General features: G+C 40.1%; 7 protein-coding genes. 2 read left to right on the forward strand and 5 right to left on the reverse strand.

Going from position 1 to position 17,035, the window contains the following annotated elements; translation table 11 throughout:
* Positions 1–187 precede the first annotated feature (187 nt).
* Both rbr and HCG69_RS00085 read left to right on the forward strand, forming a co-directional pair.
* Positions 188–766: a rubrerythrin gene (gene rbr / locus HCG69_RS00080; RefSeq protein ID WP_002558465.1), complete on the forward strand. Its 579-nt coding sequence runs from the start codon at positions 188–190 to the stop codon at positions 764–766.
* A gap of 205 nt (positions 767–971) precedes the next feature.
* Entirely contained in the window at positions 972–5,108 is a 4,137-nt protein-coding gene (locus HCG69_RS00085; RefSeq protein ID WP_221648323.1) for an ATP-binding protein, read from the forward strand.
* Positions 5,109–5,268: 160 nt separating this feature from the next.
* On the opposite strand, the gene HCG69_RS00090 is transcribed toward HCG69_RS00085, so the two are convergent.
* The 5 genes from HCG69_RS00090 to HCG69_RS00110 form a co-directional block, all read right to left on the reverse strand.
* Positions 5,269–7,011, reverse strand: a complete 1,743-nt coding sequence (locus tag HCG69_RS00090) for a RagB/SusD family nutrient uptake outer membrane protein (RefSeq protein WP_221648324.1) — start codon at positions 7,009–7,011, stop codon at positions 5,269–5,271.
* Positions 7,012–7,024: 13 nt separating this feature from the next.
* Complete coding sequence (locus HCG69_RS00095; protein ID WP_221648325.1) at positions 7,025–10,012, reverse strand: SusC/RagA family TonB-linked outer membrane protein; 2,988 nt, start codon at positions 10,010–10,012, stop codon at positions 7,025–7,027.
* A gap of 30 nt (positions 10,013–10,042) precedes the next feature.
* A complete protein-coding gene (locus HCG69_RS00100; RefSeq protein ID WP_221648326.1) occupies positions 10,043–11,746 on the reverse strand; it encodes a RagB/SusD family nutrient uptake outer membrane protein in 1,704 nt (567 codons plus the stop codon).
* A 6-nt stretch (positions 11,747–11,752) separates the two neighbouring features.
* The gene (locus HCG69_RS00105) at positions 11,753–14,839 is read right to left on the reverse strand and encodes a TonB-dependent receptor (RefSeq protein WP_221648327.1); all 3,087 of its coding nucleotides are present in this window, start codon (positions 14,837–14,839) and stop codon (positions 11,753–11,755) included.
* A gap of 219 nt (positions 14,840–15,058) precedes the next feature.
* Positions 15,059–16,876 carry a beta-galactosidase family protein gene (locus tag HCG69_RS00110; RefSeq protein ID WP_221648328.1) on the reverse strand — a complete coding sequence of 606 codons (1,818 nt, stop codon included), beginning with the start codon at positions 16,874–16,876 and terminating at the stop codon, positions 15,059–15,061.
* Positions 16,877–17,035 lie beyond the last annotated feature (159 nt).

Consider the following 17,035-nt stretch of genomic DNA (forward strand, 5'->3'; position numbering starts at 1 on the left):
TTACATAAAATAAATCTAATAACATGTTTTTGAGCATATTATTTGTAAATGATAAATTTTATCAATGACTTCATAGATTTTATTTATAAAGAAAGAAGGACTTGTTTTGAACTAATTCCGTATATTTGTGTTATAAATAAACAAATACAAGCGTAATCTACTAATTAATTAAATATATAAGATTATTATGGCTAAAAGTATTAAAGGTACTCAGACTGAGAAAAATCTACTGACTTCATTTGCTGGCGAATCACAAGCAAGAATGCGTTACACTTATTATGCAAGTGTTGCCAAAAAAGAAGGTTATGAACAAATCGCTGCTATTTTTACTGAAACGGCTGATCAGGAAAAGGAACATGCAAAACGTATGTTTAAGTATCTGGAAGGTGGAATGGTAGAAATTACTGCCAGTTATCCGGCAGGTGTTATCAGTACTACTCTCAATAATCTGCTCGAAGCTGCTGCTGGTGAACATGAAGAATGGTCACAGGATTATCCTCATTTTGCTGATGTTGCCGAGCAAGAAGGTTTTTATGAAATTGCTGCCATGTACCGTAATATCTCTGTTGCTGAAAAAGGACATGAAGAAAGATATCGCGCTTTTGTAAATAATATTGAAACAGCTTCTGTTTTTGCCAAAGAAGGTGAAGTTGTATGGCAATGTCGTAATTGTGGTTATATCACTATAGGTAAAGAGGCTCCCGAAGTTTGCCCGGCATGTCTCCATCCACAAGCTTATTTTGAAGTAAAGAAAGAAAACTATTAATAGAGATTATTATATGATTTTGATAAGCGGCTCATCCGGTAGGATGGGTCGCTTTTTTAATTTGGTTGATGGTAGCTATTGGTTCTTTAATTTGTTTGTTGTAAATTGAAAGACTTATTGTTGTAATATTGTATAATTCATTCTAAATGCTTATTTTTGCTTCTTATGTATAACTAATACTAAAAGGCAAAATACTCCGCTTGTTATGACAAAAAAAGTGCATGATCAATTAAATAGAATAGCGATAAAAACTCTGTTGATATTTGTTTTTTGCTTCTGTTTCTTTTCATTTTCCAAAGCAAATGATGTGTATTTCCATCATTTGGGGGTAAAGGACGGATTAACGCAAATAAGTATTTTCTCTTTTTATCAGGATGAAATAGGAGCTATGTGGTTTGGCTCATTTGAGGGACTGAATAGATACAACGGACGTGAGATTACTGCCTTTCGTCCTTCACAAAATAATAAGGGACTGACCCAGAATGAGATCTATTCAATTTGCGGTAACAAGAAAGGTTCTATCTATTTACGGGCCGGACACGATCTGGTGAAATATAATGTTTCAACACAGGAATTTACCTGTTTGGCACAAAAAGAAATTAATGGTATTTGCTATTCAAATGATACGCTTTGGGTAATATCCGATCATGCTGTATTTTATTATCTGGAGGATAAAGAAGGTTTGCATAAGTTTTGTGATATAGATCCGGGCCTGGGAAACGGAAGTTGTATCTTTACGGCTGATAATGAATATTTATGGATAGGAACAGAAAATAACTTGTTGTCTATACCATTCAGTGTACCCGATTCTCCCAAAGTGGTGTTATCTGGTGTTTTTGTGAAATACCTGTATAAGAGTAAGAGAAACGATTTATGGGTAAGTACGGATGCGAGTGGTGCCTATCGTATTTCATCTCAGAATCAAATAACAAACTTCCGTTATTCAGCAGGTAAAAATGGAATTTCCGACGATCATGTGAGAAGTGTTGTTGAGGATGAATTTGGAAATATATGGATTGGCACGTTTTATGGATTAAATAAATATGATCCTATTACTGATAAATGGAAATGTTATACTCAAATAGACAATGTACCCTATAGTTTAAGTCATTCATCCGTTTTCGGTCTTTATAGAGATTTACAGGGAAATATTTGGGTAGGGACCTATTTTGGTGGCATCAATCATTTTAACCCGAGAGCTGATATTTACCATTTCTATGGAGCGATAGGGCGAAATAATCCCAACTATCTTAGTTTTCCTTTCGTAGGTAAGATGGCAGAAGATAAAAACGGTAATTTATGGATTTGTACTGAAGGAGGAGGGCTTAATTTTTTTAATCGCCAGACGAAACAATTCAAGAGTTTCATGCAGGAAGATAACCCCAGAAGCATTAGTCATAATAATTTGAAATGTATTAAATATCTAAAAGATAAAGATCTGCTATATATTGGTACGCATACCGGTGGACTTAATATATTTGATATAAAATCCCAAACGGTCAAGGTTTTGAAGAATAACCCGGGAGATCCTGCATCATTGCCCAATGATATTGTGAACGATATACAATTTTATAAAGATAAACTCATTGTATTGACTCAGGCAGGAGTTTGTAGTATGGATTTGAAAAGTGAGACGTTCTCTTCTCTTTCTACTAATGAGGAAATTAACCGGGCAGTAGAAAGGAAGTTTTATTATGAAACTTTTTTGATTGATAATAAAGACAGGATGTGGATTGCCAAATCGGACGGAGGAGTGGTGCGGATTGATTTGAACGATTATAAAGTAAGAGAATATAATGCTGTAATGGAGGATTCTACTTCTATTGGTAAATTTAGAATTACTCATATTTTAGAGGATAGTAAGGGGAAACTTTTTTTTGGAACTTTAGGTTCCGGATTGTTCCTTTATCTTCCCGAGACGGATACATTCAGGAATTTTACAGCAGAAAAGGGAGATTTGCAAAGTAACTATTGTTATTATATAGCCGAATCACCTTATGATCATCTTATGGTACTGCATAACAAAGGAGTTTCTTTTTTTGACCCTGAGACCAGAACATTGAAACATGTTTGCGGAATACCTCAAATGAGTTTTAACCAGGGTTCAAGTGTCTGTTCTACCAAAGACGGAGAGGTTTTCTTTGGTGGAATTGATGGATTGACATCCCTTTATGAACAGCTACTTTATACCACTAAAAAAGAATACCAGCTTTATTTTGATAAGCTTTGGATATCCAACAGGGAAGTCAGACCGGGAGATGAATCCGGTATTCTTTCTTCAACTTTGTCCAACTATAAGGAGATTGAACTTGATTACAATAAAAATAACCTGTTTATTGAGTTTGCTACTTCAAACTATGTTTCTAACAATGATTTTCAGTATGAATATAAGTTGGTAGGGCTTGATGATACCTGGCTTCCGGCACATTCTACTACTATCAGTTACACTAATTTAAGTCCGGGAAAATATCGTTTGCTTGTCCGGGAGGTATGGGAAGATGCTAAAACGGAAACAAAACAAATTGAACTTGGTATCAAAATTAATCCGCCATTTTATGCTACGGTCTGGGCTTACTTGCTTTACGCATTATTGGTGGTAGGTATTTTATATGCTATTTTCCGCTTCAATGTGCGGCAGGCAAAGTTGAAGGCCTCATTGGAATATGAAAGAAAGGAGAAGGAATATATTGAAGAATTAAATCAGACAAAACTTCGTTTCTTTACCAACATTTCGCATGAGTTCCGTACATTGCTTACCCTTATTATTGTACAGGTAGAACTATTATTGCAACTTAACAAACTCAATCCATCCGTCTACAACCGGGTACTTAAAATTTATAAGAATGCCAGACATATGCGTGATCTGGTATCAGAGTTACTCGATTTCCGGAAACAAGAACAAGGATTCCTGAAGCTGAAAGTAGAGTATATGGATATTGTATCTTTCACTAAAGAGATCTATATGTCTTTTTATGAATATGCCTTGAAGCATTCTGTTAACTATAAGTTCGAACATATGGAGGAAAAACTGAATCTTTGGTTTGATCCGGTTCAGTTACAGAAGGTAATATTCAATCTTTTATCTAATGCCTTTAAATATACCAAAGCAAAAGGCAGTATTACTGTTTCCATCCGGAAAATCAAGAATGAAGTGGAAATACGGGTAGAAGACGATGGTGTAGGTATCTCCAAAGAATCTATTCACAAGATATTTGATCGTTTCTATCAGGTTGACGGGCAAAGTTCAGAGTTTACATTGGGTACAGGTATCGGATTGGCTGTATCCAAAGGAATTGTGGAGTTGCATAAGGGAAACATCCGGGTTGAAAGTGAAGTTGGTCAGGGTAGTGTTTTCATTGTTACGTTGCTGACGGGCAATGAGCATTTCCCAAAAGAGGTGTTGAGTGATAGTGAATCCAATTTCCATCTGATAAAAGATGGAGTATTGGAAGATCTGGCTTTAGAGGAGTTAATGTTGGAGGAACCGGCTAAAGAGCAGGAGCTTACTAATGAAGAGAAAGCCGGAGAAATGGATGTTGATTCGAAGGATTCTGATAATAAACCCAGTATTCTTATTGTAGAAGATAATCTGGAGATATTGGAAATGTTGGAAGATATCTTCGCTCCTATTTATCATGTATACAAAGCTACCAATGGTAAAGAGGGTTTTGAAGCTACGCGCGAGTTACACCCTGATATTGTTTTGAGTGATGTGATGATGCCGGAGATGTCTGGTAAAGAGATGTGCCATAAAATTAAAAACAGTCTGGACGTATCACATATCCCGGTTGTTTTACTTACAGCGCAGACCTCAGTGGAATATACGGTTGAAGGGTATATGTTTGGCGCAGATGATTATGTAACAAAACCGTTTAATATCAAAGTACTTGTATCACGTTGCAATAATCTGGTACGGACCCGTAGAATGTTGCTTGAAAGATTTAACCATGTTTCTAAGGCACCGGTTGTTTCTAATGCCATCAATGAGCAGGATCAGGAATTAATAGATCGTGCTACTGCTATTATTCGAAAATATTTTGAGGATATTGAGTTTGATATGAATGTATTGGCTGCCGAATTGGGTATTGGCCGGAGTAAATTGTATCTCAGGATAAAAGAAATAACCGGGCTTACTCCCAATGAGCTGACGCTTAAAATAAAGCTTGAAGAAGCGATGTATTTAATTACTAATCAGCCTAATCTGAATGTTTCTGAGATATCCTATCAGCTAGGCTTTTCATCGCCCCGTTATTTTAGTAAGTGTTTTAAATCATTCTATGGTGTATCTCCACAGAATTGTAGAAAAGGTAAAAACAAGAGTGAAGAGTCAGAAGAAGATTAACCCCATTATCCTTTTGTCTTGTTTCATGTTTTGAGACACTTTGTTTGAAGTAATGAAACACTTTGTTTGAAGCTTTGAAACAAGTTATATGATACTACAAAAAAAGCTGCCTCGTAATTGAAGCAGCTTTTTCTGTAGTATCATATAACTATAATCCGGATTACCATCCCGGGTTTTGGGTGATTCCCGGTGCTTTTAATATCTCTGATTTTGGAATCGGATAGAGATACATTCGCTCATCAAATACCCGGTTTTCTACGGTGTATTTCTTATAAGTAGGTTCATCATTGGCATCCTTTACAATTTGCATACCTTCTATTTTCAAATAGTTTGCTTTCTCTGTCGGATTATCCAGCAAACGCCAGCGGCGAATATCAAAGAAGCGGTGCTCTTCGAATGCCAGTTCTACACGGCGTTCGTTGCGTATTACTTCACGCATCTCTTCTTTACTTAGTCCGGCAGGCAGTTTATATGGGTTCAGTTGAGCACGTTTACGTATAAGTTCCACTACTTTGTAGATTGAATCTTTGGGTGCAGCACTTGGTGTATCATAATACTCATTCATTGCCTCTGCACAATTCAGTAATACTTCAGCATAGCGCATCAATATCCAGGTACGGGTGATATTATTGGTTCGTCCATCCCATACAGCTTGCGGTGAAAGAAGCTTCTTCAGGTAATATCCGGTTTTAGTAGCGGTTTTATTAGTAGCAGTAGCATCTTTTCCACCTTCAAATGTTTCAATAGTTTGAGTTTTGTCATTTACTGTAAATGTAGAACCGTCATAAGCAAAAGTCATATAGAAGCGCGGATCGCGTCCTACATATGGGTGATCTTTGTCATATCCTGACCCCAGTTCGTTGATACCTTTTCCGTTAGCCATACCGAAAGCATCTGCCAGGTTCTGTGTCGGATTCGTCAATCCCTTTCCTCCCATAGTGAGTGGGGAATTCTGGCTTTCTACACTTGTTGTAGTGTTATATTTGGTAGAGAATACTATCTCCCGATGATATTGCAGGAAGTTTTCACTAACAGCATACAAGTCGGTAAAGGTTTCATCTTCTTCAGTAAAGGCCATCAGCTTATATCTGAATGCCGATGCAACAACTTTTTGAGCGGCATCAATCGCGAGTTTATAACGTTGCTTATCATTATTAGGATTGTTCAACGGACTTGCCCAGTAGAGAAGTGCACGTGATTTCAAACCATATGCAGAACCGGTAGTCGGTCGTCCCAACTCTTTCTTATCATCAAATCCTACACTTTCGGAACTTCCTTTGTATTGTTCCGGTAACCGGTTGGCAGCAGTATCACAGTCAGCGATAATCTGTTTCATACAATCGTCATAGGACGCACGTGTTACTTGTTGGGCCTCTTCAACTGTCAATGATTTTGTAATCAATGGTACGCCACCGTAGCGTTTGATTAATTCAAAATAGAAATAAGCACGCAGGAAGTGGGCCTCTCCTTTCATACGTTCGCGGGTGCGGACCAACTCTTCATTCGTTCCGGAAGTAGTCGGCTTTACCGGCATTTTAAGTTCATCAATCTTTTCAAGAAACCGGTTTACGATCCGGATTCCCTCATAGTTTTTAGTCCATACGTTTTCTACAAGGAAATAAGAATCCCATGTACCATTATTGAAACCTTTGATGTCACTTGTCACGTCCGAGTGTACTGCTTCATCGCATCCTGCTGCCAACATGGCGTTATCAATCCGGTTGTAGCCGCTGGGTAGTTTGTTGTACGCATCGTTCATGAATCCGAAAGCTCGCCGGGTTTCATTCCATATGTCGTCTTCTCCCAGTTTACCGTCTTTCTCCGGGTCCAGAAATGAATCACAGCCGGTGAAAAGAAAAGAGAAAGTCAAACCTAAACCTATAATATATTTATTGATTTTCATAATCGTAGTGTTTTTAAAGTTTTATAGATATACCAACCGAGAATGTTCTCAGCAGGGGATATTCAGAATATCCGGCATTCATAGCTTCCGGGTTACGACCGTCAATTGCATTTGAGAAAGTAAACAGATTGTTTGCATTCACATAAAGACGTAATGAAGAAAGGAATATTTTTCTTACCAGTTGCTTGGGGAATGTGTATCCCACCTCTGCCGACGAAATGCGAAGCATGGAGGTCTTTTTCTCCCAGAAATCAGAAGTCTGTGTATTGTAATCACGAGAGATACTCAGACCCGGATATGCTGTCTGTACGGTAGGATTAGCCGGATTCCAACGGTTCTCGTAAGCGTAAGGAGTAAACTTATTCGGAGTATAAAAAGTAGAGAATAAGGCTGATCCTTCCAGATTACACTGAATATCAAATCCTTTATAGTTACCACCTAATGTAGCACCGAAAATAATTTCCGGCAGGGTATTTCCTAATGCTACCTTATCAGACTCATCAATTACATTATCATCCTCCGGGCTTTGGTTTTTGTAGATGATATCACCCAGTACAGGAGTTCCGAAAGAGCCTGTAGGAGCATTGACCAGTTGATCCGCATTGGTATACAATCCATTGGTCTGAAAACCAAATTGTGTACTAATAGAATGTCCTTTACGGTATTGGTGAGCATATTTGTAAGCTACTTCTTTTAAGTCGATAATTTTGTTTTTTGCCCATACCATATTTCCTCCGATAAAGAATCCACCATCCTTGTATTGTTTGTTATAAAGGATGTTCAGGTCGATACCCTGATTGTCAATTGATCCGCCATTGTATTTGGACAGACCGATACCAATCAGTGAAGGAACAATATTAGAGTAGTCTACCAATACGTCACGGCGTTTTTCATTGAAATAGTTCATTGTCAATGAAAGTCCTTTCCAGAGTTCAAGGTCGAATCCTACATTGAGTTTGTATGACTTTTCCCATGTTTCATTGGGATTGGCCAATGTTCCTTCTTGTGAGCCGTCCGTACTTCCGTTGGGATTACCGAATGCATACCCACCTGAAGAGGTAAATTCCTGGCGATAAGGGAAACGGCGTCCACCGGTCTGGTCATTACCGTTTATGCCATAAGATGCTCTGAACTTCAGAAAATCGATTGCTTCTGCTGATTGAAGCCATTTCTCATCCGAAGCAACCCATGCCAGTCCGATAGCCGGGAAAAGTCCGGTACGTTTTCCGCTTTTGTAATTGCTGGAACCTTGATAAGAAGCAGTTACTTCTGCATAGTAACGTTTGTTGAAACCATATTGTGCACGCAATGCCAGCCCCTGATATTTGTAATCGGGATTATCACCCGGAACTGTTTCACTGGAATGATTATAGAACAAGCGAACTGCCAGATCATGTATATCTCCGAAAGTATGATTGTAGTTGGCTCCTGCACCCAGTGTGTTATAGCGGTAGAATCCACCCATCATCTCTGATTTACGGCTGTTTTTATATTCATCTTTACCAAACTGCGTATAGGTACCATCTGCGTTTTCCTGGAATACAGCATACGTATTATTGATGCTCAGGTACTGCATATTGAAGTTTTCGAAACCATAATAAGCATCAACCGAAAGCCCTGGTAACAGCATATCCAGGTCATATTTACCTTTCACCTGTACATTGAGCAGACGAGATTCGTCTTTACGATAACCGTGACGGTTCAAAAGTCCGTAAGGATTCGTCTGATACTCAGAAGTACCTCCGAGTGATCCGTTCTTATTGAACATTGGGAAAGCGTTTGCCGGCAGAGTCATCAGAGTATTAAATACGGAATTAGTAGCGGCAGGTACTTCCGAACCTGTATTAGCAGCCGAACTCTTGTCAATAGCTGCAGAAACCAGAATATTGAACAGCATTCCCTTAATCGGGTTAATATCCAGATTTGAACGGTAGTTGAAACGTTCGTATGTGTTATTGGCAGCAGCATCTTTGAAGATACCTTCCTGTTTCATATAACCGGCAGTTACAAAATAACGTGCCAGTCCGTTACCTCCTGAAGCTGAAAAGTTATAGTGCTGGAAAGGAGAGTTCTTACCAATGAAACGGTCTTTGTAATTTTCGTCCGGATAAAGATAGGGATCTCTGTCTGCACGGAGATACATATCGGGATTATACATTGGTGCCGAACCGTCATTTCTTAATGCTTCATTATAGAGAGTAGTGTATTGGTAAGCATTCAACCGGTCGGACATTCTTTCTGTTGTCTGGAATCCTGCGCGGATATCCACATTAATAGAGTGCTTTACTTCACTACCATGTTTTGTTTTTATTAAAATAACACCGTTGGCTCCGCGCATACCATACATGGCCAAAGCCGACGCATCTTTCAGTACAGAGATACTTTCCACTTCATTGAAATCCATCAAGTCAATGTTGGCTTCTATATCGTCAACTAAAATCAGAGGTTTAGCATTGGCATTGGTTGCCATACCACGTACATAAAAAGTATAGTTACTTTTACCGAACTTTTCACCTCCGTTTTTCAGTGAATAAAGTCCGGATAAAGTTCCGTTCATAGCCTGTTCAATATTGGTTACCGTATTCTTTTCGATAACATCGGTACCAATACTTGATACAGCCGAAGTCATACTTCTCTTGGATTGTTCTCCGTAAGATACGCCAATCATTTCGTCTTCATGAGTCATATACTTTACCAGTTTCAATGTATAAACTGATTGGTTATTGAGGCGTGTAACAACCGGACGGTATCCTTTTAAGTTAACTACCAGTACATCCGACGGATCGAGCAGCATATAGAATTTACCATCTTCGTCAGTCACGGCATCTGTTTGTTTCTCCTGTACGTTAACTGTGATACCGGGCATAGGGACATTATTTTCGTCGACCACAATACCCTCAACAGTTACTGTTGAGCTTTTTTGGGTCTTTTGTGCTTTTACCGGCGTTACCGATAGAAGTAGTGCACACAGAAACGTGCACAAATATATAAATCTCTTCATTTGAATCATATTTTAGGGTTTATACCATCATCATTTCCATCCCGGGTTTTGTTCCAAAACGGCACTCTTATATACCTCATTGTTAGGTATCGGATAGAGATGCATGTGCTCTTTAAATGTAGGAGTTTCATATTTTTCACGGGAATAAGTGAAGGTTCCATCTGTATTCTTCACTACACGAATACCATAAATATCTTTATTGAAATATTCTACTCCTTTATGCCAGGACAGCACATCATACCAGCGATGTTCTTCGAAACAAAGTTCCACGGCCCGTTCATTGTAGATACGTTCACGCATTTTTTCTTTTGTATCCGAGATGTCTGTTGGGACAGGCACCTGTCCTACACGTCCTCTAAGCTCTGTCAGTACGTCTCTTACAGAGAGTCCTTCCAGTGAACTTTCCGGACCTCCTACCTCATTCTGTGCTTCGGCAAAGTTCAGCAGAATCTCTGCATAGCGGAAGAAGATATAGTTCATGTAGGTGGAAGTACCTTTATATCGTTGATGTGCTTCCGGCCAGAATTTGGCTATGGCATAACCCAATACATTGATATGAGTGGTTCCTTTGTCACGTCCTGTTTCTTTTCCATTGGCTGATACCCAAAATTCCAGTTTACGATTATACCAGAACCGGTCATTACGCAGTACGCACATATCCAGACGGGGGTCTCTGTTTGCATATGGATCTTCGTCTTTGTAAATCTTAGAATTCGTAATTGGATAGCCTTTAGAGTCTTCAAACATGTCAACCATATTTTGAGTTACCCATTCTCCTGCCCATCCGTCATATCCTTGTGTAGCAATGAAACGAGTCCAGAATGTACTTCCGTTGGTATGTCCCTGTTCAAAGTTCATTTTGATACGCGGACGATTCATGATGATTTCGCTGCAAACCGGCTGGAAAAACATGTTCACATAATCGGGATAAAGCGTATAGAGTTTCAGGTCGATTACATCTTTGGCTGCTTTGGCTGCTTTTTCCCATTTTGTTATATCATTGGAAGGATTGTGTAATGGTCGGGCAGCATACAACAGTACTCTTGATTTCAGTGCTTTTGCCGCTCCTACAGAAGCGCGGCCGTTGTCAGCATCGGCATACTTTGAGGGCAGCAGGCCGGCAGCCGTATTACAATCCCCTACGATAAACTCAACACATTTTTCATAGGTGTCGCGTGGTAAGTCCAGATTATCTTTGTTCAAAGTCAGTGTATGATCAATGATAGGTACTCCTCCCCAACGTTTGATCAGTTCGAAGTAGAAGAAAGCACGCAGGAAGTAAGCTTCTCCCAGACAACGATCTTTGATTTCCTGTGATGGGAAATTAGGTATTCTGTCTATGTTTTCGATAATTTTATTGGTTTTACGGATACCAATGTACATATTCTGCCACATAGTTGAAATCTCATTATTGGCATCAAACATTTTGTTGCTTGATTCCATTTGGGTACCGTCCCATGCCCCGTTGTTGAAGATGGCGGTACATCCTCCTTTATTACGTGATTCATCCCCCATAGAGGAAACCAATGAATTCCATAAACGTCCCAGATGACCGGGCATATAAGAATAAGTCTGATCTGCATATTGACGGAACATGGCATAGTCCGAAAATATCTTATCCTCATTGATGTCTTCTACCGGAGCCATGTCCAGCTGACCTTCTCCAAATAATCCTGTACAGGAAGAGAGGCCTATAGAAGCCGCTATAACATATATGATAAATAATTTCTTCATAATTGATTAAAAGTTAATGTTTACACCAAAATTATAGACACTTTGTTGCGGATAAACCTCTCCACTGTTATTTACGGTTTCCGGGTCGAAGTTATCAATCTTGGACCATGTATAGAGGTTGCTTCCGTTCAAATAAACTTTCAGTCCTGTCATTCCCAGTTTACGATAGATTTTGGAAGGGAACGAGTAGGTAATCTGCACGTTCTTCAAGCGAATGTAATCGGCAGATTTCAAATGGAATGAGTTGATGTTTTTGTTGCTGTGTTTTGCTGCCATGTGTAGTGACGGATACGCTGCGTTAGGATTATCGGGAGTCCAGTAGTTCTTGTGAATTTCTGAAACCTGTCCTCCTCCTGCACCACCACCGAATTCATAACCGGCATTTCCGGCAAACAATACGGAAGCGTGAGCGGCTCCCTGGAACTGAACCGATACTTCCAAACCTTTCCAGATAATACCCGGAGTGATTGAGTACATGATTTCAGGTATACGTGAATAGCCGATAGCTACTTTATCTGCATCTGTCAGAGAGCCATCTCCGTTACGGTCCCAATACTTCAGGTCACCCGGAATGATAGGGCCTCCCAGAGTTGTCTGATCTGGTGAACTTTTAATATCTTCTGCATTCTGGAAAAATCCGAGTACCTGATATCCTCTGAACTGGTCAATTCTGAATCCGGCTATTTTTTGATAATCAGGTGTTCCTGCCGGGTCATCATAGTTAATAACTTCGTTGCGTGCGAAACTGTAGTTACCACGAATATAGTAGTCTACTTTTCCGATATGATGACGGTGAGAGAGTTCAAATTCATATCCCCAGTTCTTCACTTCACCTATGTTGAGGTAAGGACTGGATAAGCCAATAATTTGCGGGGTAGAACGTCCTTGAAGAAGGATGTCTTTACGGTGTTCTTTAAAAACGTCTACTGTAAAGCTGAGTAGATCATTTGAGAATAAGCGGGCTTCCAGACCGATATTACCTTTCAAAGCCGTTTCCCAGGTCAACAGTTTATTTTCGTTTCTTTTTTCATAGATACCTCCGTTGGTTGAAGGATTGGTTGTACCGAAACCGAAACTGGGAGTTCCTCCTCCTGCGTATATACCTTGTCCGGAAAACTCACCCATATAGAGGAAACGGTCTTTTGATTTGTCGTTACCAACCAGACCTACCGAACCTCTTACCTTTAAATAAGGGATAACTTTTTTCACTTTCTCCATAAATGCTTCTTCGGAGATCACATATCCCAATGAACCGGATGGGAAGAATCCGAAGCGATGACCTTTGGCAAAGTTTTCTGATCCATTGTATCCCAGACTGACTTCACCCAGATATTTATCAGCAAAGCCATATTCTACGCGGGCGGCATATCCCATCAATGCACTTGGTATACTACTTCCGCTTGTTGTTTTCTGTTGGTTGTAAACCAATATGGAATTGATATTATGTTTACCGAAACTACGTCCGTAACCTACCTTCAGCTGTAAGTTGGTACGTCGCATTGGATCGGTCTTTTTATCTTCACTAAAGCGGAAGGGCGAATCTTCACCTAATTGGTCATAACGTCCTGTGTTAGGCTCATAATAATAAGTATCAATACCATCCGTATATTTTTTTGTTGAGCCGAAATTGTTATTGAATGATATACTCATATCAAATGACAAGCCGTTTGTGATAAAGCTCAGGTCATTGTGCAAAGTTCCTACAATGTCGTAATAGTTAGTCTTTGAGTTTTCATATCCACTATATGCAATGCTGGTAAGCGGATTACCCGAACCTTGCACAGCGGCAATAGAACCATCCGGGTTATAGATAGGATGTCTCCAGGGTTCTTTGGCGATCAATCCCTGAAAATAACTGCCTGATGCACCTTTGAATCCATTCATTTCACCCGAACGTCCGGAAATATTGGCAGATAAGGTCTGATACTTATTGATATTTAAATCGATGTTTGAGCGGAAGTTGAAACGGCGATAGTACACCTGAGGATTGTAGTCTTTCTGCAGGTCGGTATATTTGAACATACCACCCTGATTTAAGTATCCCAGTGAGATAAAATACCTCACTGCTTTGGTACCTCCGGAAATGTTGATATTATACTGTTGTTGAAGGGCACCTCTTTTGTTTACCATTTCGTCATACCAGTTTACATCCGGATAACGATAGGGATCTTCTCCCAATCGGAAACCTTCCAGTGATTCGTCTGTAAGCAGTCCGTTGTCTTGTTGCAACGGATCTTTTCCATCATTCTCCCATGCTTTTTTACGAAGTACCAGGTGTTCGTATGAACCCAGGAATTCGGGAATCTGTGTAGGGCGTTGTAATCCCCAGTTGGCGGTGACTGAAATTTTCGGCTTTCCTTCTTTGCCTCTTTTGGTAGTGATCAGGATAACACCGTTTGCACCACGGATACCATATACGGCAGTAGACGAAGCGTCTTTCAGTACGGAAAGGCTTTCAATTTCATTTGCATCAAGTTGTGAAAATGATTCCTGTTCTACACCGTCAATGATAATAAGAGGAGAGGCATCGTTGAAAGTAGACTTACCACGAATCAGGATAGTGGCAGCATCCTCACCGGGACGTCCACCTGGTTGTTGAGTAATTACTCCCGGCAATTTACCAACCAGTGCGTTGGTAACGTTGGCTACCGGAGCGGCTACCAATTCACTGCTTTTCATCATACTTACGGCGCCGGTTACCGTTTGTTTCTTTTGTGATCCGTAGGCCACTACCACTACTTCGTCCAATGCATTCATCTGGTCTTCCAGTACAATGTTAAACGATGTTTTGTTACCCACAATCACTTCATATGTTTCATATCCTATATAGGAGATGATCAATACAGATTTGGGTGACGGTACCTGCAAAGTGAATTTACCATCGATATCGGAAATAGCTCCGATAGATGTACCCTTTACCAGCACGTTTACGCCAGGTAAAGTTTCTCCCTGACTATCAGTGATCACACCCTGTATATGGCGGGTCTGATTTGCTTCTGTCACAGATCCGAGCGCATGGCTCCATCCCAGTTGCAGTAGCAATACACAGCAAAACACTTTTAGAAATTTAAAATGTAACGTTTCTGTGTTCATAGTTTTTTAAGATTAAAAAATTAATTATTTGATAAATTAGCGGTGTAGAGACATAACGTTTATCTCCCATTCCGGTAGTGCAAATAAAATGCATTTGATTTGAACCAGGCTGCACTCTGTGTATTGGTGAATGCTACAATAGTGTATTCGGACAAAAATGCCCCCTATTACAGACAAAATGTACCAGTTTATACAGGGTACATCCTGGTTTTTGTAGTTTTATTCCAGTGTTTCTACTCCTTTTATTACCCCTGGTTCTGTCTGATGCATGTCAAAGACGATGATTTCGTTTGCACCCTCTTTCAACCAGACTCCCGGACAATACAGACGGTACTGAGGACCCACATTCCAGAAGCGTCCCAGGTTGTGTCCGTTGACATAAACAAGTCCTTTTGTGAAGTCTTTCATGTCGATGTAGCAATCTCCGGTTTTATCCAGTTGTACAGTGGCTTTGAAGAACATACCCGGACGCACAGTGTCGGTTTGTTTCAGTTTTGATACATATTCTGTAGACATGGGGATATTAAATGCGTCCCAATTCATTAATGTCATTCCGTTCAGAGTAACACGGTCGGTGATACCTTTACGGTCAATCATCTGTGCGGCAAAGTTAATGCGTCCCATACTCTCTACCAGGATATCAAGTACCGGATTTTCTACATTGGAAACCGGAAGGTCAATGGAGTGTTGCCCCAGTGTACGGTCGATACTTCCGATGTAGCGTCCGTTTAGAAAGACAGTAGCGTAATCGTGTACTTCATCTACACGGAGTGTACCGCTCTTATGACCAATCAGTTTCGTACGATACAATATCATTCCTTCATATTGATTCATCATTTCCATCGGAAGTGGTTGAACAATTGGTTTAGCAGCAGGAAGGTTATCCCAGATGCTTGCATATTTCTGTGTTTTTGTTGCAGAGAATGTAATGACAGGGATCGGAGCAGGAATCGGAGCAAGTTTCTTTTTACTGTACTTCTGGGTCAATTCACGTAACGCCATATATTTGGGGGTAGCCTGTCCCATTTCATTGATAGGAGCATCATAGTCATAGCTGGTCACATCCGGTTGGTAAATACCAGGCTGGGGGGAATTGGCTCCTGCCCAGAATCCAAAGTTTGTTCCACCGTGTATCACGTAGTAGTTGAACGATTTGCCATTATCAAGCAGCCATTTCACATCCGTTGTAATCTTTTCGATAGACGGGTGTTGCCAGTTTTCACGCCAGTGAGTAAGCCATCCGGGATAAAGCTCGGAACAGAATACACTGGCATCGGGATGTACTTTCAGGGCTTCATCGAATTCTGCCTTTGAAGCAGCCGGGTCAAGACCGATGGCTACACCGGGAAGTGTTCCTGCTTCGAGCATATAAGGAGTAGCTCCGTCAGCTGTGTAGAATGGGACTTCAATACCTTTGTCTCTCCAAAGATCATGAATCCACTTCATATATGTACGGTCATTGCCATAGCTTCCGTATTCGTTTTCCACTTGTACCATGATGATAGGACCGCCATTGGTAACTTCGTACTTTTTGATAATAGGGGCTATTGCAGTAGCATAACGCTCCACAGCAGCAGTATACCGTGGATCCATGCAACGGATTTTCAGATCCGGTGTAGATAGCAGATAAGCAGGTAATCCACCGAAATCCCATTCACCGCAAACATAAGGTCCGGGACGGAATAAAAGGAACATATCTTCTTCCTGCACAGTCCGGATAAATTTCTCCAGATCTTTATTGCCTGTCTGAAAATCGAATACACCCGGTTCACTTTCATGATAGTTCCACATGATATAGCAAGCTACGGTATTACATCCCATTGCCTTGATCATTTGTATTCGTTGTTTCCAATATTCTGCGGGGATACGTGACGGATGGATCTCACCGGAGATAATCTGGAACGGTTTATCATCCAGCCAGAATTGATTATCGCCCAGACGGAAAGAATGTGTACCTTTTGTCTGTGCCTGAACCAATGCACCGCCGCCTGTTAATAGAGCCAGTGCCATTAAAAAAGTTAAAAGCTTCTTTTTCATAAAATGATAGTTTATTAATGGTAAGTAATCGTTCGAAATTATATGATATTATTATTGAAACGCAGAAACTCGCAGATTCACGCAAAGCATATTATCGCTCAAGTATAGCGCAGCTATTTAATCTGCGAAAATCTGCGATCATTTGCGTTTCAATAAAAC

Origin of the sequence: Bacteroides sp. K03 (assembly GCF_019734355.1) — a bacterium.
Lineage (GTDB): Bacteria > Bacteroidota > Bacteroidia > Bacteroidales > Bacteroidaceae > Bacteroides > Bacteroides nordii.

Bases quoted from the DNA above. Each gene is read 5' to 3' on its own strand.
- rbr (WP_002558465.1), top strand. From the start codon at position 188: ATGGCTAAAAGTATTAAAGGTACTCAGACTGAGAAAAATCTACTGACT.
- HCG69_RS00085 (WP_221648323.1), top strand. From the start codon at position 972: ATGACAAAAAAAGTGCATGATCAATTAAATAGAATAGCGATAAAAACT.
- HCG69_RS00090 (WP_221648324.1), bottom strand. From the start codon at position 7,011: ATGAAAATCAATAAATATATTATAGGTTTAGGTTTGACTTTCTCTTTT.
- HCG69_RS00095 (WP_221648325.1), bottom strand. From the start codon at position 10,012: ATGAAGAGATTTATATATTTGTGCACGTTTCTGTGTGCACTACTTCTA.
- HCG69_RS00100 (WP_221648326.1), bottom strand. From the start codon at position 11,746: ATGAAGAAATTATTTATCATATATGTTATAGCGGCTTCTATAGGCCTC.
- HCG69_RS00105 (WP_221648327.1), bottom strand. From the start codon at position 14,839: ATGAACACAGAAACGTTACATTTTAAATTTCTAAAAGTGTTTTGCTGT.
- HCG69_RS00110 (WP_221648328.1), bottom strand. From the start codon at position 16,876: ATGAAAAAGAAGCTTTTAACTTTTTTAATGGCACTGGCTCTATTAACA.